This is a genomic window from Halomonas sp. TP35 (assembly GCF_052375975.1).
In the GTDB taxonomy this organism is placed as follows: domain Bacteria; phylum Pseudomonadota; class Gammaproteobacteria; order Pseudomonadales; family Halomonadaceae; genus Vreelandella; species Vreelandella citrativorans.
Window position 1 is genome coordinate 32,048 of record NZ_JBQSUZ010000011.1, and the last position, 18,584, is coordinate 50,631.

16 protein-coding genes are annotated in these 18,584 nt (G+C 57.2%); 5 read left to right on the top strand and 11 right to left on the bottom strand.

Going from position 1 to position 18,584, the window contains the following annotated elements:
* Positions 1-5 precede the first annotated feature (5 nt).
* Both ACT3RU_RS12980 and mtnK read left to right on the top strand, forming a co-directional pair.
* Positions 6-761 carry a DeoR/GlpR family DNA-binding transcription regulator gene (locus tag ACT3RU_RS12980; protein WP_192527876.1) on the top strand — a complete coding sequence of 252 codons (756 nt, stop codon included), beginning with the start codon at positions 6-8 and terminating at the stop codon, positions 759-761.
* A gap of 127 nt (positions 762-888) precedes the next feature.
* Positions 889-2,166: an S-methyl-5-thioribose kinase gene (gene mtnK / locus ACT3RU_RS12985; RefSeq protein WP_192527877.1), complete on the top strand. Its 1,278-nt coding sequence runs from the start codon at positions 889-891 to the stop codon at positions 2,164-2,166.
* A gap of 89 nt (positions 2,167-2,255) precedes the next feature.
* Here mtnK and ACT3RU_RS12990 read toward each other — a convergent pair whose 3' ends face one another.
* The 6 genes from ACT3RU_RS12990 to mtnB all read right to left on the bottom strand — a co-directional run bounded on the left by ACT3RU_RS12990 (position 2,256) and on the right by mtnB (position 7,935).
* Positions 2,256-3,308: a substrate-binding domain-containing protein gene (locus ACT3RU_RS12990; RefSeq protein ID WP_225733856.1), complete on the bottom strand. Its 1,053-nt coding sequence runs from the start codon at positions 3,306-3,308 to the stop codon at positions 2,256-2,258.
* A 40-nt stretch (positions 3,309-3,348) separates the two neighbouring features.
* Complete coding sequence (locus tag ACT3RU_RS12995; RefSeq protein ID WP_217883891.1) at positions 3,349-4,437, bottom strand: ABC transporter permease; 1,089 nt, start codon at positions 4,435-4,437, stop codon at positions 3,349-3,351.
* Positions 4,373-5,866, bottom strand: coding sequence for a sugar ABC transporter ATP-binding protein (locus ACT3RU_RS13000; RefSeq protein ID WP_192527878.1), 1,494 nt, complete (start codon positions 5,864-5,866; stop codon positions 4,373-4,375). The genes ACT3RU_RS12995 and ACT3RU_RS13000 overlap by 65 nt, the downstream gene beginning before the upstream one ends.
* Before the next feature lie 168 nt (positions 5,867-6,034).
* Positions 6,035-6,583: a 1,2-dihydroxy-3-keto-5-methylthiopentene dioxygenase gene (locus tag ACT3RU_RS13005; protein ID WP_192527879.1), complete on the bottom strand. Its 549-nt coding sequence runs from the start codon at positions 6,581-6,583 to the stop codon at positions 6,035-6,037.
* Positions 6,584-6,631: 48 nt separating this feature from the next.
* On the bottom strand, positions 6,632-7,351 hold the full coding sequence (gene mtnC / locus ACT3RU_RS13010; protein ID WP_192527880.1) for an acireductone synthase: 720 nt from the start codon (positions 7,349-7,351) through the stop codon (positions 6,632-6,634).
* Complete coding sequence (gene mtnB / locus ACT3RU_RS13015; RefSeq protein ID WP_192527881.1) at positions 7,348-7,935, bottom strand: methylthioribulose 1-phosphate dehydratase; 588 nt, start codon at positions 7,933-7,935, stop codon at positions 7,348-7,350. Before mtnB ends, mtnC begins: the two co-directional genes overlap by 4 nt.
* A gap of 140 nt (positions 7,936-8,075) precedes the next feature.
* Here mtnB and mtnA point away from each other — a divergent pair, with 140 nt between their 5' ends.
* Positions 8,076-9,092, top strand: a complete 1,017-nt coding sequence (mtnA, locus tag ACT3RU_RS13020) for an S-methyl-5-thioribose-1-phosphate isomerase (RefSeq protein ID WP_192527882.1) — start codon at positions 8,076-8,078, stop codon at positions 9,090-9,092.
* Between the two features lie 12 nt (positions 9,093-9,104).
* On the opposite strand, the gene recQ is transcribed toward mtnA, so the two are convergent.
* The 5 genes from recQ to ACT3RU_RS13045 all read right to left on the bottom strand — a co-directional run bounded on the left by recQ (position 9,105) and on the right by ACT3RU_RS13045 (position 15,232).
* The gene (recQ, locus tag ACT3RU_RS13025; protein ID WP_192527883.1) at positions 9,105-10,925 is read right to left on the bottom strand and encodes a DNA helicase RecQ; all 1,821 of its coding nucleotides are present in this window, start codon (positions 10,923-10,925) and stop codon (positions 9,105-9,107) included.
* A gap of 79 nt (positions 10,926-11,004) precedes the next feature.
* A complete protein-coding gene (locus ACT3RU_RS13030; RefSeq protein WP_412767838.1) occupies positions 11,005-11,826 on the bottom strand; it encodes a carbohydrate ABC transporter permease in 822 nt (273 codons plus the stop codon).
* A gap of 35 nt (positions 11,827-11,861) precedes the next feature.
* The gene (locus ACT3RU_RS13035; protein ID WP_192527885.1) at positions 11,862-12,746 is read right to left on the bottom strand and encodes a carbohydrate ABC transporter permease; all 885 of its coding nucleotides are present in this window, start codon (positions 12,744-12,746) and stop codon (positions 11,862-11,864) included.
* A 60-nt stretch (positions 12,747-12,806) separates the two neighbouring features.
* Positions 12,807-14,087 carry an ABC transporter substrate-binding protein gene (locus ACT3RU_RS13040; RefSeq protein WP_192527886.1) on the bottom strand — a complete coding sequence of 427 codons (1,281 nt, stop codon included), beginning with the start codon at positions 14,085-14,087 and terminating at the stop codon, positions 12,807-12,809.
* A gap of 17 nt (positions 14,088-14,104) precedes the next feature.
* A complete protein-coding gene (locus tag ACT3RU_RS13045) occupies positions 14,105-15,232 on the bottom strand; it encodes an ABC transporter ATP-binding protein (RefSeq protein WP_192527887.1) in 1,128 nt (375 codons plus the stop codon).
* A gap of 286 nt (positions 15,233-15,518) precedes the next feature.
* On the opposite strand from ACT3RU_RS13045, the gene ACT3RU_RS13050 reads away from it, so the two are divergent.
* The gene (locus tag ACT3RU_RS13050; RefSeq protein WP_225733858.1) at positions 15,519-17,678 is read left to right on the top strand and encodes a type VI secretion system Vgr family protein; all 2,160 of its coding nucleotides are present in this window, start codon (positions 15,519-15,521) and stop codon (positions 17,676-17,678) included.
* 2 nt (positions 17,679-17,680) lie between these two features.
* A complete protein-coding gene (locus ACT3RU_RS13055; RefSeq protein ID WP_192527888.1) occupies positions 17,681-18,580 on the top strand; it encodes a hypothetical protein in 900 nt (299 codons plus the stop codon).
* Positions 18,581-18,584 lie beyond the last annotated feature (4 nt).

Genomic DNA, 18,584 nt, shown 5'->3' on the forward strand with positions numbered 1-18,584 from the left:
GCGGAATGAAAGGCTTAAACGAGCGTCGCCGAGCGCTGCTTGATCGGGTGCGCCAGGAGGGGCGCCATTCGCTGGAGGCGCTGGCCGGTCAGTTTGGGGTGTCAGTACAAACGCTGCGCGGCGATATTCGCTTTCTTGCCGAGAAGGGGATGGTGCTGCGTCGCCACGGCGAGGTGCTGCCGTTTCCCGACCGTGAAAATATCGGCTACGACCAGCGCCAGATCGTTAACGAAACCGGAAAACGCCATATTGCGCGCCAGGCCGCTTCGCTGATTCAGCACCATCAGTCGCTTTTTCTAGGTACCGGCACCACCGTTGAGCAGCTCGCCGACGCGCTGCACGATAAAAAGGGCCTGCATATCATGACCAATAACCTTCATGCGCTTATCAAACTATCCGCTATGGAGTGTGAGATGGTAGTGGCGGGTGGCCGGGTACGTCGCCGGGACCAGGACGTGATTGGTGGCGACGCGTGGCGCTTTTTTCAACGCTACCGGGCGGATGTAGGCATTGTCTCTGTAGGCGGCATGGATGCTCACGGCAACCTTTTCGATTACAACGACGATGAGGTTATGGCCCGTGAAGCGCTGTTGGCTAATGCAGCCTTTCGCGTTCTGGTGCTGGATAGCACCAAGTTTGATTTACCGCTGCGCTGTGCGGCGGGGCAACTAGCCGATTATGACGCGGTGATTACCGACGTGGCGCTCCCCGACCGATTGCGTAGCCCTCTTGCCGCACAGGGCGTTAGGTTTTTGATATGAACAGTTTGATATGAGCAGGTATTAAGGTGGTCGGCGAGGTAGCCGCAGCCGACAGGCGCTGGTATCTATTTGACATTGGCTCTCAGGTGATGACAAATACCCAAAAAATTTGCTTGAGGAGCACGCTGTGGAAAACGGTCAATCAGAAGCGGCCTTGCGTTACGAAGCGCTAACCGTTGATACGCTGGCAACGCGGCTGGGTGATGTACACGAAGTAGCCAGCCGGGTAGGCGGCGAGCCCGCGAGCTGGGAAATTCGTGAGGTGGGCGATGGCAACCTGAACCTGGTGTTTATCGTGACGGGCACAGCAGGTAGCGTGGTGGTCAAGCAGGCGCTGCCCTACGTTCGTATGGTGGGCGAAAGCTGGCCGCTGCCGCTTTACCGCGCCCATTTTGAGTATTACGCCCTGGTGCGCCAGGCCAAGCGTGCCCCCAACATTGCGCCGGAGGTGTTTTATTTCGATAAGCCCCAGGCCCTGTTTGTGATGGAATATCTTTACCCGCACACGATTTTGCGCCGTAAGCTGATTAAAGGTGAACGGGTAGCGCACCTGGGGGAAACCATCGGCCAGTTCTGCGCACGCACGGCGTTTCGTGGTTCGGAGCTTTCTCTGCCAAGCCCAGAGAAGAAGCAGGATGTGGGGCTGTTTTCGGGTAACGTGGCGATTCCTGCGATTACCGAATCATTGGTGTTCACCGACCCTTATTACGGCGCCGAGATGAACCACCACACGCCGGAACTTTCGCCGGTGGTGGACGAGCTGCGCCGCAATGTGCGCTTAAAAGCCAAGGTTCAGCGGTTATTGATGAAGTTCACTGCCAACACTGAAACCATGCTCCACGGTGATTTGCACTCGGGCTCGATCATGGCGACCGATACCGACGTGCGCGTGATCGACCCTGAGTTTTCCCAGTACGGGCCGATGGCGTTTGATCTGGGAATGGCCGTAGCCAACTTCCTGATGGCGTACTTCAGCCAGCCTGCCCACCGCAAGGATAACGTTCTGGCTACTTATCAGGCGTGGATTCTCGAAGTAATCGAGGCGTGCTTCACAAGCTTTGATGCCGAGTTCCGTTACTTATGGCAAACCGAGCGCACCGGCATTCTGTTCCCCAGGGCGCTGTTTGAAGAGCAGGGCAACAGTGCGGACGACGCTTGCGATGCGCTGTTGGATGAGATTCGCCTGGATGCGCTGGCCTACTGCGGTATCGAGATGCACCGCCGGGTGCTGTCACTGGCCCATAACGCCGACTTCGAAGAGATCGAAGATACTGCCCTGCGCGCCCGGCTAGAAGCCCGCAATGTGTTGATGGGCCAGGCGCTTATAATGAACCCTGACGCGGCTCGTGAGGTACCTGCGCTTATTGAACTGGCTCAGGCGTATAATCGCCAGGATGTTCTATAAACGGCATTCTATAAAAGACGTGCTATAAAAAAGCCGCGGACACTAGGCCCGCGGCTTTTGAATGTCTGGTGGTTTGCCACTGTCCAGGATTAACGCTCAGGCAGGGTCAGCCAATCAGCCAGTACTACCTCAGCATGGGAGAACTGCGGCATATTTTCACCCAGCGTCTCCATGTTGGTGATAGCGTTATCGTTCAGGAAGTCTTGGGTAATCAGCGTGGGCGGCACGATAACCTGCTGACCGGGCGCTTCACCGGCCATTAATAGCGCCAGCGTACGTACCGAGACTTCACCCACCACGGTTGGGTTGGTGGCAACCGTTGCGGCCCAGGGCGAGCCGGGTTCACGCATGGCGGCAATGTCGGAGGTGGAGATATCGGCGGAATAAATAGCGATATCCTCACCCAGGCCCATTTCATCCACGGCTATTTTCACGCCTGCTGCAAACTCATTATAGGGCGCGAAGAACACATCAATCATCGGGTTGGCCTGAATCACCGCGCGGGCCTGATTGGCAACCGAGTTGGCGATGGGGTTATCCAGGGTGCCGAATACGGCGGCTTCGGTCACACCTGGGTGAGCTTCTTTAAAATCTTCCCAAGCGGCGTTGCGGCGATCAAGCGGCGCGATACCTGGTACGTAAACATAGCCTGCGGTAAAGCTGTCACCGTTATCCTGTAGCGCTTGGTTAAGCACCAACTCGCCCAGTAGATAATCGGACTGCTCGACTTGCGGGATGGCGGGGTTATCCACTTCCACATCGAATGCGACAACATCAATGCCCGCCTCTACGGCGCGCTGAGCGGCATCTTTCATGGACTCCGGCAGTCCGTGCTGAATGATGATGCCATCTACGCCGAGCGCGATAGCCTGGTCCACCATATCTGCCTGCAGGGCCGCATCTTGGCGGCTATCCAGCACGCGCAGGTTCACGCCCAGCGCAGCGGCTTGCGCCTCTACACCCGACAGATAGGCTTGGAAGAAGTCGCCCGTGGAGATATAGCGGATAAGCGCGATGGTGACATCTTCCGGCGCATCAAAGGGTGCCGGGCGCTCTTCGGCCGTTGCAAGGCTCGTTCCCAGTAGCGCCATGGCGGCGGTAAAACTGACAGCAAAACGTTTGAGCATGACGTGTTTAAGCATAATAGTGTCTCGGTTACTGACGTTTTAGTAGTAGCGTGTATTAATGACGGCCTGATTGGCCACGCCGTGAGGAGAGGTAAAAGGTGAACATGAGTGCCACCACCAGTACCGCGCCTTTAACAAAATCCTGCGTGTAGTAGGGCGCATTCATCATCGTCATGCCTTGAAGAAGAATCCCCACAAAAAGCGCGCCCATGGCGGTGCCAAACGCGTTGGGGCGTGCAGCACCCAGTACGGCAAAGCCAATCAGCGCCGCGGCCACGCTATCCAGCAGCAGGTTATTGCCGCTGGCAATATCGCCCCGGCCTAAACGGGCTGCCAGCAAAATACCGCCAATCGAGGCGGTAACACCAGAAATCATGTACGCCGTGATCTTGTAACGCTCCACCGGCGCGCCCACCAGAGCGGTCGCACGCTCGTTGGAGCCAATGGCATACATCAGCCTACCGTGACGGGTAAAACCTAAAAACAGCCAGATAGCGACTGCAATCAATACAAACACCACTACCGGCACCGGAATCAAGCGCTCCAGAATCAGATCAAAGCGGTGCCTGCCCAGCCACAGAAACGCCGCCGAGAACGTGCCTTCTGCGGTGGAACCATCGGCCAGCGACATACCGGTGGCGATAGAGTTGCCCTGGGTAGGAATGCGCTGAAGGCCAATCAGCAAAAACATCATGCCCAGGGTGGCCAGCAGGTCAGGGATGCGGAACTTGACGATCAGAAGACCGTTAATAAGCCCGATGAAAGCCCCCATCAAAAGACACACAGCCACGGCCACATAGGCGGGCTGTTCGAGGACGACCATACAGTACGCGGCCAGCATCAACGACGTGGTGGCCACGGCACCAATGGATAGATCAAACCCGCCCACCACTAGCGTGGTGGTCACGCCCAGCGCCAGAATACCGGTAATCGCCACAGACTGAAGTACAAATACCGCCGAACGCGGGTTCGCAAAGCCAGAGGCCGCCAGGCTGAAGTAAACCACCAGCGCTACCAGCAGAAGCAAGAAACCGTAGCGAATGGCTAGCTCCAGGCAGCGAGCTTTCGCGGCGCTAGCATTAGGCTTTTCCGGAGGCCTGGGCGACGAGGACGTTGAGGTCGATATCTCGGTTGGATTGCTCACCAGCAATGGCTCCTTCATGTAACACAATAATTCGATCAGCGATTTCAATCGCCTCGTCTAGTTCAGAAACAAACACCAGCGTTGCGCGACCTTTGGCGGTTGCCCGGATATGGCGGCCTATATCCTGCCGTGCCCCGATATCCACGCCTTGAAAGGGCTCATCCAGCAGTAACACGCGGCTGGGAGATTGAAGCCAGCGCCCGATCATGACCTTTTGCTGATTGCCCCCGGAAAGCGTGCCAATCGCATCTGCGTGGGATTGGCAGACAATCCCCAACTGGGCAATCATTTGCTCTGTGCTGGCGCGCTGCTGGCGGGCACTCAGAAACGCCCCACGGGTAAAGGCTTTTAAAAACGGCAGTGTCATATTGTCGGCGATATTGAAATCCCCAATCACGCCGTTGGTCGCTCTGTCTTTTACCGACATGAACACGCCCCGGGCAAGCGCTTCGCGTACATTGGCGGGCGCATAGGGCTGACCATCGACCTGCATGGTACCGCTGCTTAAAGAGCGCAGCCCAAACAGGGTCTCGACAAGCGCCGACATCCCACTGCCCAGCAGGCCGGTAAACGCGACAACTTCGCCATCACCCACGTTCAAACTGACCGGCGCCGCGCCTTGAGTCAGTTCGACATTTTGTAGCGTCAGGATAGGCGCGCCCGGTGTTGCCGGCTCAATATCGGCATTATTGATCGCCTGACCCAGCATGGCATGCACGGCGGCGGTGAGATCCAGCGGCGCTTGATCAAATACGCCGGATATCTGCCCATCGCGCAAGCAGATGATGCGATCCGCCAAGCGCCTGATATCGGACATGCGGTGCGATATATACACAATCGCCACGCCCTGGGCGCGCAAACGGACGATCACCGTAAACAAGCGCTCGGCTTCGGTAGCGGAGAGTGACGAGGTCGGCTCATCCAGAATCAAAAGTCTGGGGGCGTGGGCCATGGCTCTGGCGATGCTGATCATCTGCCGGTCGGCCACCGAAAGGTCGGCAACGCGAGCGTTCAGATCGATGTCAAGACCCATGGCATCGGCGACTTCGCTTGCCTGCTGGCGGAGCTTTTTAGCGCTGACCCATAAGCCGTGCGCACCGGAGGCTAGTCGATCCAGCATCAGGTTGTTGGCTACGTCCAGGTCGGGGATGACGCCGTCATCGATGGATTGATGTACGGTCACCACGCCCTGGTGGATCGCCTCATGCGCATCGCGTGGGCAGTAGGGCGCATCGGCAAGCCGCATCTGGCCGTGGTCGGCCGCGTGGTAGCCGCTAAGCACCTTGACCAGAGTTGACTTGCCCGCCCCATTGGCGCCCATCAATACGACGACTTCGCCAGCACTGATACGCATATCAATGCCACGCAAGACCTGATTGTTCCCAAAGGATTTATGAATCCCCTGGATATCAAGTACGCTCGCTTGCAAGACGTTTCTCCTTGGTAGGCATACGCTGTGAAGGGCGCAAGATCATCGGTAAAGGGGGGTGGAAAGTCAATTGCCGTGGCAGGGGATGTGGTAAGCACAAAAAGCCTGAGGCCAGCGCCAAAAAGGACGCGGGAATTGAACCCGCGTCCTTTTTGTTACTGCCGATATTTACAGCTGATCAATCCGGTCAAACTTGCCGGCGATATCGCTCTCGGTCCAGTGGGGTACCCAGCCTTCTACGTTGTCGAAGAAACGCAGCGCGGTAAATTCAGGCGCGGGGCCCATATCGAACCAATGCGGTGTATTGGCGGGCACGCTGATCAGGTCGTTGCGGGTGCACAGCACCTGATACACCTTGTCCTCGATATGCAGGCAGAAAAGCCCTTGGCCTTTCACGAAAAAGCGCACTTCGTCCTCAAAGTGGCGATGCTCGTTTAAAAACTTCTGGCGCATGGCATCCTTTTCAGGATGCGTAGGCACCATGTGCAGCACATCTACCGTCTGGTAGCCGCCTTGGGTTTTCAAGCGTTCGATGTCGTCCTGGTAGAGCGCCAGAATATCGTCTTGGGTAGCGTCGTCGGCGATCTCGCCCGGCGTTGCCCAGCGCTCAAATAGCACGCCTACACGGTTGAGTTCGGCCTTGATCTGCTCTCCGTCGGTAATATCGACCAGCGCGTTGTTCGGGTCTTGATCGGCAAATACTTTAAGTTGTGACATTGAGGCGCTCTCCGCTAGCTAATACTTGAACTGTTAAAGGCTAAGTTGTTAGAGATTGATCTCATCGAAGCTTGTCACGCAAGCGTGCTGCGTACCAGCCTGAGTACCTTCACGCACCAGTTGTAGCGTTTGCATGCCCGCCTGCTTGGCGGCATCCAGCTCTTCTACCACATCGGATAGAAACAGGATTTCGTCGGCGGGGAGCTGTAGCTTGCTGACAATATGCTGATACGCCAAGGCTTCGCGCTTGTGACCGATATGCGTATCGAAGTAGCCGCTGAACAGCGGCGTTAAATCGCCCTCTGTGCTGTAGCCAAACAGCAGCTTTTGCGCCTGCACGGAGCCTGACGAGTAGACGTAAAGCTGCTTCCCGGCTTCTGCCCACTGACGAAGACGCGGGGCGACATCGCTATACAGATGCCCTTTAAAGGCGCCACGTTGATAGCCATCGGCCCACATCATGCCCTGAAGTGCCTTGAGCGGCGTGACTTTTTGGTCAGTTTCGATCCAGTAGAGCAGCGTTTCGATCACTTTATCCAGCGAGGCGTCCGGCTCCTTGAGCTCATCGCGCACTGCGGCTATCTGCTCTTCTATATCGGGTTGCGCTGAGTGAGTGTAGACAAATTCGGGGAGCTGATCATGAGCGTAGGGGAACAGCACCTTATGCACAAAGCTGATATCTGTCGTGGTGCCTTCGATATCGGTGACCACGGCGCGAATGTTTGTGTTATCAAGACTTGGCTTATTAACATCTGGACGATTGATCATTTGGACCACCGGCTCTCTTCAAGGACACAGGCAAGTAAAAACTCAATGGCTTCCAAATGGCGACGACACTCGGCAATACTGCTGCCCACGGCATAAATACCGTGGCCCGCGACCAGAAAGCCCCAGAGCATCGGCCAACCTGCCCGTACATGGTCGGCAAGCTCGCTCATATCCTGGGAGTTGGGTACCACCGGCAAGTGAATGGTGGCGTCATGAGTGCTATTACCCTGTAGCGCCTTTTGCATTTCAAAGCCGCTTAGCGCAATGCCTTCAGGAAAACGACGCGAAAGGACGGTGCTTGCCACTGTGTGGGTGTGCAGTACGCAGCCAATCTGTTCGTCCATCCGATAAAGTGCCGCGTGAAGGTCACTTTCCGCACTGGGTTTGCCGCTGCCTTCAAGTACGCGCCCTTCAAGGTCGCAAAGCAATAAGTCATCGGCTTGAATGCGCGTTTTATCACGGCCCGAAGCGGTGACCAGATAACCTTGCGGCACACGGGCAGAAAAATTACCGCCCGTGGCGGGCGTCCAGCCTTGCTGGGCCGCCCAAGAGATCGCTGCTAGCAGTTCGTCTTGTAATATCATCGTAGGGTCAGTATCGCGTCGCTTTCAAAGGCCTTCATTCTATATGATATGCTCCGCGGCTGATAAGCCGCGCGCCGTATTCGTTCTTTCCATACGTGCTTTCTCATCCGTTCTTTATTTCAGTACTCAAGGAGCCCCTGATGCCTCATCTTCAGTCACGCAGTTTGCGGGTGTATGCCGACTCGCTTGAGTATCTGGATCAGACTCGCCTGCCGCAGGCCGAAACGTGGGTGTGCTGTGCCAGCCCGGAGGAGTGGCAGGTGGCGGTGAAAAGCCTAGCGATTCGCGGCGCGCCGCTGATTGGCCTGAGTGCGGCCTTTGTGTTGGCACAGTATGCGGCGCAACATCCCGGTCAGGAGAGCGAGTGGCAGTTGGTAAGTGACCGCTTACGTGCCACGCGCCCCACGGCGGTTAATTTGATGTATTGCCTGGATGCCATGGAGGCCTGCTTCGCCCAAGGGCCGGCTGCGCTTTCTGAGCGCGCCGCCGCGCTGTTTGAAGAGGACCGCGAGCTCTGTTTGCAGATGGCCGAGCGCGGCGCGGACCTACTGGCAGAAGGCGAGCGAGTGCTTACTCACTGCAATACCGGTGCCCTGGCCACGGCCGGTGTCGGCACAGCGATTGGCGCGCTGGCGGTCGCCAAAAAGCGCGGCGTAGCATTGCATGTCTACGTGAACGAAACCCGCCCGCTGCTTCAGGGCGGCCGATTAACCGCCTGGGAAATGGCGGACCTGGATATTCCGTATCAACTGATTGCCGACAGCATGGCCGCAAGCCTAATGGCCGCAGGCAAAGTAGATAAAGTGATGGTCGGTGCCGACCGCATCTGCGCCAACGGGGATTTCGCCAATAAAGTGGGTACTTACATGCTGGCAGTGGTCGCCAACTACCATAAGGTGCCGTTCTACGTAGTGGCGCCCTACACCACAGTAGACAAGGCCTGTGCCACCGGCGATGACATTCCGATTGAGCAGCGCGACGCTGCGGAAATACGCGGCGCCACCGGGGCGTTCGGGGATGTTGTTTGGGCGCCGGAAAATGCGCCGGTGTGGAACCCTTCGTTTGATGTTACGCCCGCCTCGCTAGTGACCGGCTGGGTGCTGGATACCGGCGTGTTTGACCAAGCCGCTATCGCCCGTGGTGAACACTGCCGGTAACGGCCTCTGTACTTAAAACGTGGCATCGCCGTGGGTTTGAATCACCGCCAGAAAACCTTCGCCGTAATCCTCAAGTTTGCGTGCGCCAATGCCGGAGATATCGCCAAGCGCCTGCAAATTCTGCGGCTTCTGCTCGACCATTTCGGCAAGCGTGGCATCGTGGAAGATAACGTAAGCAGGCACGCCCTGGGCTTCGGCAAGCGCCTTGCGGTGCTGGCGTAGGGATTCCCACAGCGCGCCGTGACCCGGCGTTGCCGAGGCGCCCTTGTTTCCGCGTCGGGCGGCCTTGGCTTTGCTGGGCTTGCGCAGGGTCAGCGACTGCTCGCCGCGCAGCACTGGCTTGGCGTTTGCCGTTAAGCGAATCCCGCCATGACCTTCCATATCCACGCTTAGAAAGCCGCTGGCGATCAATTGGCGAAACAGCGCCTTCCATTCGTTGGCCGAGCGATCCTTGCCGATGCCAAAGGTGCTGATCTTGTCGTGACCAAAGCGGGTGATGCGCTCGTTGCTTTTACCCAGCAACACATCCACCAAGTAGGTGACGCCGAAGCGCTGCTCGGTGCGGTAAACGCACGACAGCGCCTTTTGCGCGGCCACCGTGGCGTCCCAGGTCTCGGGCGGCGTCAGGCAGTTGTCGCAGTTACCGCAGGGCGCATCCAAATGGTCGCCGAAGTAGTGCAAAAGCGCCTGACGGCGGCAGCTGATGATCTCGCAAAGCCCCAGCATGGCATCAAGCTTTTGCTGCTCAATGCGCTTTTGGTGATCATGAGCGCTGGAGTCCTGCTGCATTTGGCGCAGCGTGATGACATCCTGCAAGCCGTAGGACATCCACGCATCGGCAGGCAGGCCATCGCGCCCGGCGCGGCCGGTTTCCTGATAGTAGGCTTCAATGCTCTTGGGCAGATTGAGATGCGCGACAAAGCGCACGTCCGGCTTGTCGATGCCCATGCCAAAGGCAATTGTGGCGACGACAATCACACCATCTTCGCGCAGAAAACGCGTCTGGTGATGCTGGCGCTGCTCTGCGGGAAGCCCCGCATGATAGGGCAGTGCTGTCAGCCCTTGGCGCTCAAGCCAGGCGGCGGTGTCATCTACCTTGCGCCGGGATAGGCAGTAAACGATCCCGGCTTCGCCGTCGTGGTTGTCGCGGATAAAGCGCAGCAGCTGATCACGGGCGTTGCCCTGATTTTCAGCGATATGGTAGCGGATGTTGGGACGATCAAAGCCGCTGTTATAAAGCGCCGCATCTTGAAGCTGCAGATGCTCAACGATATCGCCCCGAGTAGGTACATCGGCGGTAGCGGTGAGCGCGATGCGCGGCACTTGAGGGAAGCGCTGATGCAGCTGGGAGAGCTGGCGGTACTCGGGGCGAAAGTCATGGCCCCACTGGGAAACACAGTGGGCCTCGTCAATGGCGAACAGGGCAATCCGGGCCTGCTCAAGAAGCGCCTGCATACGCGGCATGGCGAGCCGCTCGGGCGCAACGTATAAAAGATCCAGCTCGCCTGAGCGCAGGCGATTCTCCACCTCGACCGCCTCATGATAGTCGAGGCTGGAGTTGAGATAGGCGGCGCGTACGCCGTTCTGAACGAGTGCCGCCACCTGATCCTGCATCAGCGCGATCAGCGGGGAAACCACGATGGCGGTGCCTTCGCGTAACAACGCGGGGATCTGGTAGCACAGCGATTTACCGCCGCCAGTGGGCATCAGTACCAGCGCATCGCCACCGGCAACCACATGATCAATAATTGCCTGCTGCGGGCCGCGAAAGCTGTCGTAGCCAAAGACTTTCTGCAGCACCTTGAGGGCCGCCGGGTTGGGTTCGCCGTGCATCCTCGCTCTCCTTTTTGCCGAGCGGGGATTGTCGCACGAAAAGCCTCTTACGCGTTTGCTTAGGATTTTCGTAAAAAGCCTAGCGAATCCCCGCGCGCAAAAATGACTGCACAAACTGGCGCTGAAAGAGCAGAAACGCGACTAACAGCGGCGCGATACTGATTAACGTGGCCGCGCTGACCGTTGCCCAGTTAACGCCGGTTTCCGGAGCGGAAAATACGCCCAAACCAACGGTTAATGTGCGGCTTTCCACCGAGTTGGTGACCACCAGCGGCCATAAAAAGTTGTTCCAGTGGTGGCTGATGGAAACCAGTCCATAGGCCAGGTAGGTAGGCTTGGCCAACGGTACGTAGACCTTCCAGAGAATTTCCAGCCAACTGCAACCTTCTATGCGTGCGGCATCTTCAAGCTCGCGCGGAATGGTCTTGAACGTTTGGCGCAGCAGGAAAATCCCAAAGGCGCTGGCCACATAAGGCAGGCCAATACCGGTGATGGTATTGATTAACCCCAGCTCGCTGGCGATACGGTAGTTCTCCACGATCAGCACTTCGGGAAAGACAAACAGCTGAATCAGCACCAGCATAAACAGCAGGTTTTTACCCGGAATGGGAAATCGTGCAAAGGCAAAAGCGGCCAGCGTGCACACCACAAATTGGCCCAATACCACGCCGGTAACCAGAGCAAAGGTGTTGAAGTAATAGCGGGCGAAGGGCGCCTGCGCCCAGGCGTTAACGAAGTTATCCAGCGTCAGCGGGGCGAATAGATCAAAGCGCACCATAAATTCGCTGGGGTGGAAGGCAGCCCAAAAAGCGTACAGCAGCGGAAAAATCCAAATCACTGCCAATAGCCACGCCGCCACGGTTTCAAGTGATGGAATGGATAGCTGGCGAGATTTGGACATTGAGTTCCTGGTGCTTGAGTGTGTGGTGGTTGAACTCATTGGTAGTGCGTCCTGCGGTCCAGGATCGTGAACTTCAGCGTGGCAACCACCGCGAGTACCAGTAGAATCACCACTGTGATGGTGGCCGCCGTGGTGCGATCAAAAAACGAGAAGGCATTTTCGTAGACGTAATACAGCAGCAGATTGGTCGCGTTATTGGGGCCGCCCTTGGTCAGAATAAACAGGTGATCAACCACGCGTACCGCATTGATTAATGCGTTGATCAGCACAAACAGGGTGGTCGGCATCAATAGCGGAAACGTCACTCGCCAGAAGAAGCTCCAGCGGCTGGTGCCCTCAAGGTCGGAGGCTTCTTTAAGCTCAGGCGGAATGCCTTGAAGCGCCGCAAGATAAAAAATCATAAAAAAGCCGGCCTCTTTCCAGACCGACATCACTATCACCGAGCCGAGCGCGACGCTTGGGTCGCCCAGCCAATTCACCCCGGCAAACCCCAGTGCCCCGAGCAGCTTGTTAAACAGGCCAATTTGCGGGGCATAGAAAAACATCCAGATATTGGCCGCGGCAATCATGGGCAAAATAGTTGGTGTGAAGTAGGCCATACGCACAAGGCCGCGCCCCGGCAGCTTGCCGTTAACGAATAGTGCCATGCCGAGCGCCAGGGCGATGGAGGCGGGGATTGTGCCCAACGCGTAGATCAAGTTATTGCGCGCCACCTTCCAGAACTTGGCGTCATCGAACAAAAAACGATAATTCTCAAGCCCGACAAATTCCGGCGGGGCACCGCGAAAGCCGGGCAGAAACAGGCTTTGAATCACGGTCGTAATCGTGGGTAGGTACGCAAAAGTGGCTAACAGCACGGCGGCGGGTAGTAACAGCAGCGCGCCATACATCTGCATTTTGTGGTGGGCGGTTAATGCCATGGGGAGCGGCCACTTATAGGAAACGCCGGGGCGAACCCCGGCGAATGGGTAAGAAAGGGCTTAACGTGCGTAACGCCGCAGTATGGCGTCCGCTTCCTGCTGGGCCTGGTTAAGCGCGGCTTCCGGTTCCATCTGGCCGGTTAACGCTGCCTGAACGGCGTTATCCAGCGTGCGACGAATGCGGCCGCCCTGATAGGTGGAAAGCTCGGCAGTACCATATTCCAGCTGGTCGCGGGCAACGGCAGCGGGCGGGAAACTCTCCACGTACTCGCGCAGTGCATCGGTTTCATACGCGGCGGGGCTAACGCCCATGTAGCCTGTCTCAATCGACCAGTCGGCGGCGCGCTCGGGGGCGGTCATCCAGCGGATAAACGTCATCGCAGCGCGCTGCTCTTCTTTAGAGGCGTCTTTAAAGACGTAGAAGTTGCCGCCGCCGGTAGGGCTGCCGCGCTGGGTGTTCATGGGCAGCATGGCGACGCCAAAATCAAAACCGGCTTCATTGCGCACGGCGGTCAGGTTGCCGGTGGTGTGCCACATCATGGCGGTAGATTGTTCAAGGAAGTTCTGGCGCAGCGTGCCCCATTCGATGGTGCCATCCGGCATGGCGTCATGTTCGGTTGTTAGCGACACCCAGTACTCAAGCGCTTCAACGGCGGCGGGATCATTAAAATAGACCTCGGTGCCATCTCCGCTCATCAGGCGGTGGCCGTTCTGAAATGCGAACGCCTGGAACATCCAGTACGGGTAGCCGGTAGACGGCACCATGACCCCCCACTGCTCTCCGTTGGAGGCTTCGCGAATCGTTGCCGCCATCTCGGCCATTTCCTGCCAGTTTTCTGGCGGGGTTTCAGGGTCTAAACCGGCCTCTTCAAAAGCGTCCTTGTTCCAAAACAGCACAATGGTGGAGCGCTGGAAAGGAATGCCGTAGGTGTTGCCATCCAGTTGGCCGTTTTCCATCAATCCTGGGTAGAAACTGTCGAGCCATTCGCGCTCTTCATCGGTTTCGACCAGATCATCGAACGCCACGATGGCGTCCTGCTCAACCAGTTCGTAAAGATCGATGGAGAACATCACCGATAGCTGCGGTGTATCGCCTGACTCAATTGCCGACATGGTACGCACGCGGGTATCGTCGTAGTTGCCCGCGTAGATGGCTTCTACCGAAATGTCGGGATGCTCGCTCTCAAACTCGGCCACTAAGTCATCAATGACATTCGTCAGCGCGCCGCCCACTGAAACCGGGTAGTACATGGTCAGGTCAACGGTATTCGCGTTGACCTGGGTGGCGCTTAACATGCCAGCCACAAGCGCAGTGGTAGCGAAGGGGATACGCAAACGCATAAAAGACTCCACGAACATCAGTGTTGGAAAGAGCCCACCGCCGGTGGACGAGAAACGACGCGAGGCGAGCCTGGTAACGCACTTGGCAAAACGCTATCCAGACGTAACCCGTTATTCGCAAACAAGTGGGCGTTTTCTGGCGCCCAATAGAGCCGACAAGTGCCGTCAGTCAGTGCGGGTTTGCCGTTGATGCGTACGCGCAGGCTGTGTGCACCCACCGCCACATGGACAATCGTGTCGGCGCCTAAATACTCCTCGCTAAGTACGGTGGCCAGCACGCCTGGCTTCGACGCCGGGCGCAACTCAATATCCTCCGGACGAATACCTAGCTGACCGCCAACGGCTTCCAGCGGCGCTACCGTGGTGGTCGGTTCGCCGTCGATAACAGCACCCTGGTCGCCTTTAACAAGTGGCAGCAAGTTCATGGCAGGACTCCCTATAAAGCTAGCGGCAAAGGCGCTGGCAGGCTGGTTATAAAGCTCGTCAGGCGACCCGTCCTGAACGATGCGGCCATGCTGCATCAGAATCACGCGATCCCCCATGCTCATGGCCTCGACCTGATCGTGGGTCACGTAAATCACCGTCATGTTCAGGCGGCTTTGTAGCGCCTTGATTTCCCGGCGCATATCGCTGCGCAGCCGCGCATCCAGATTGGAGAGTGGCTCATCCATCAAACAGATCGGGTGTTCAGAAATAATCGAACGGGCAAGCGCCACCCGCTGGCGTTGGCCACCAGAGAGTTGGGCAGGTTTACGGTTCAGGTAATCGGTAAGGTCGACAAGCTCAGCCACCTTGGCCAGCCGCTCGCACTGTTCAGCTTTGGGCACCTTGCGGCTGCGCAGGCCAAATACGATATTGTCGGCAACGCTTAAATGCGGGAATAGCGCATAGGATTGAAACACCATGCTTAAGCCACGGTCGCCCGGCGGCAAGCGTGTAACATCGCGCTCACCGATATGGATCTGCCCGCTACTTGCCTCTTCCAGGCCCGCAATCATGCGCAGCGTGGTCGATTTTCCACAACCTGAGGGGCCCAGCAGAATGACAAACTGGCCGGGCGTTACCTCAAAAGAAATTTCATCGACAGCGGCCGTCGCGCCCCAGCGTTTAGTAACGCGCTCCAGGCGGATACGCGATTGGCTCATACACACAGGCTCATGTCTTCACCACCAGCGGTTGATTATTGTTGGCCAGCTTGCGTTGAAGGTGTTGCTGTTGTGTGACGTTTGTATGGCTGAGGTGTTACGTTGGCAGGATTGAAAAGGCAAGTAAAACGGTGTGCTAAAAAAATTTAAATATTCTATTTGTAAGCAATATCTTACAGCCCTGTAAGCCATTACCGCTTCGTGACCTCAGAGGGTTGTCCTCTTACCTTAGGTCGTTATGCTACTCGTTTATCACTAGTAGCATAACGACCCAGGGAGCGGCAGCATGTCAAAAGGTACTGGGCCAGAAGGTACTGGGGCAGAGAATACGGGTCTGCAATTTACCCTAACCTTGCCTGACGTTGACGATATCGCGGTGATTGACTTTACCCACCACGAAGCGCTCTCCCAGCCCTTTGAGCTAGTGGTGAGCCTGGCTAGCCGTGATGGCAGTCTGGACGCCAGTGACCTCTTGGATCGCGAAGCCACTCTGACCATTTGGCAGGACGGCCAACCGCTACGCCGGATACACGGCATCATCAGCGAGTTTAGCCAGGGCGATCGAGGCCATCGTCGCACCTTCTATTCCCTGGTGCTACGCCCCGCACTCTGGCGGCTTTCGCTGCGCCAGAATTCGCGTATTTTTCAAAAGGTCGACCCGCTTACCATTATCAATACCCTATGCGATGAGCGGGGTATTACCGATGTGACGTTTGCCGTGGCCCGGGAACTGCCGGAGCGCGAGTACTGCGTGCAGTATCGCGAGACCGACCTGGCGTTTGTCGAACGTCTGGCTGCCGAAGAGGGGCTGTTTTATTTCCATGAATTTGAAGAGGGCGCCCACCGGCTGGTCTTTGCTGATGATCCTCAAGTGCTGGCAAATTTAGGCGAGCGCACCTACCACAGCCGCGCCGGCGGCACCGCCCCCACCCGCCATGTGCGCAAGCTCAGCCACACCGCCCGCGTGGCAGCGGCCACTGCCACCTTAAAAGACTACAGCTTCAAGAACCCGGCCTACGCCCAACTGCACGAACACCTGGGCCGCGACGTGGACGCTCACGGTCAGCAGACCGACTACGAGCACTTCGATTACCCCGGCCGCTACAAGCAGGACGCCTCCGGCCAGCCGTTTACCCGCATCCGCCTGGAAGAGCTGCGCCGCGACGCTATCACCGCCAGCGCCGAAAGTGACCTGCCCGAACTTGCCCCCGGAGTGCGCTTCAGCCTGACCGACCACGACACGCAAAGCCTTAACCGCGACTGGCAGGTGGTAGCAGTACACCATACGGGCGAGCAGCCCCAGGCGCTGGAAGAGGACGGTATGACGCACAGCGATGCCAGCGGCATGACGCGATACGTCAATCAGGTCACCCTCATGCCCGGCGACGCTCCCTGGCGTGCCACGCCTAATCCCAAACCGCGCGTGAATGGGCCGCAGGTGGCGTTTGTGGTCGGCCCGGAAGGCGAGGAAATTTACTGCGACGAGCACGGCCGCGTAAAAGTACAGTTCCCCTGGGACCGCTATGCCGAACCCAACGAAACGGCCAGTTGCTGGGTGCGCGTGGCTCAGGGCTGGGCAGGCGGCGGCTACGGCAGTATTGCGATTCCGCGCATCGGCCACGAAGTGATCGTTTCCTTCCTCGAAGGCGATCCGGATCAGCCGTTGGTCACCGGGCGTACCTACCACGCGGTGAACACCGCCCCATATCCGTTGCCCGAACACAAGACGCGCACGGTCATTCGCACCCAAAGTCACAAGGCCGAAGGCTTCAACGAACTGCGCTTTGAAGATGAAGCCGGTGAGGAGCAGATCTGGCTCCACGCCCAGAAAGACCTGGGGCTGTTGACGCTTAACGACCGCACTGAAGAGATCCAGAACGATAGTCACCTCAAGGTACGTAACGACCGTATCAGTGAGATTGACAACGACGACCACCATACGGTGCATGGCAACCGTCATACCCAGGTAGACGGTGATGACCATCTGATCATCAGCGGCACCCGCCATGAAAAAGTCGGCCAGGCACTGCTGGTGGAAGCCGGGCAGGAGGTTCATCAAAAAGCAGGGGCAAAAACCGTTATCGATGCCGGGGCGGAAATCACCCTCAAGGCTGGCGGGAGCTTCGTTAAGCTCGACCCCAGCGGTGTTACCATTTCAGGCCCTCAGGTACGCATCAACTCCGGTGGCAGCCCCGGCGTGGGGAGTGGGCAGGCAGTTCTGAAGCCGCTCAAGCCAACAGGTGGGGAGCACTTGCCCGGTAGCTATAATCAGGCATTCATCGCCACATGGAGCGGCACCGATATACCCGCTGCCAATATGCGTTATCGCATTACCGATGCACAAGGTAGTGTCGTCAAAGAGGGGCGCACGAACAATCTGGGTGAAACCGGGCTTACCGAAAGCGACGTACCCGGCCGCTTGCACATTGATATTCTGGGAGACTAAGCGTGTCTACGAATGACGTTCTAGGTGCTACTGACGCGGCCTACACCCCCACCGACGACACCCAGCCTGTCGCCGTGAGTCTGCATGTGTGTAACAAGCAGGTACCCCCAGCCAACGAGAGCTTTTTAGGCAACTGTGAATGGTATTATCGACCCCTGCATGACGAGTTCATTGAGAAAAGTGGTGTGGCAAGCTGGGAAGCCTTGAAAGCGTGGGCCACTTGGTGGAATCCCTTTAGTGATTCTGACGTAGTTCGACGCTTCCTGGCCAACCGTGATGAACTGATTGCGCCGGAGAGTGCCCATGCTCACTGGTCGCGGCACTCTAATTTCATGATGCGCCATATCGGCTGTGGACATCTGCCGCCTGACTATTACATTAGCTACGGTTATTACTATTGCTATACCTATGGAGAGCGGCTGGAGCCTCGCTTAAGCGAAGCCGGAAAAAAATGGCTATCTGACGCTAGGTTGTTCTTACAAAGAAATATAGAGATTGGTCTTAACGACAATATGGACGGTGATGAAATCACAGTGGTATGCCGCCGTTACCCCAATCGCACTGTGCAGATGGAAGTTCCTCAGTATGAGTTGGAGGTCAATCCTGTCACTTTCAAGACTTTTGCTTTCAATACCCATGTGCCAGCTTACCTGGATGCAGGGCTTGCTGACTTATCGATTACCGATTTGATGCGAATCGGCACCCAACCCAACGCTGAAGAGTGGTTAGATGGCGAGACATGGAAGCAAGCAACTGACAGCGCTTTCGAGGTAGGTAAGGATAAACTTAAGGGTGCTGGAAATGCCATCTCAAGCGGTGCACATGCAGCGGCCGGAGCCGTGAGTGAAAGCATCAGTGCTGTAGAGCAGGCGCTCTCGCGGTTAATGCAGCATCTTCGTTAGGAGT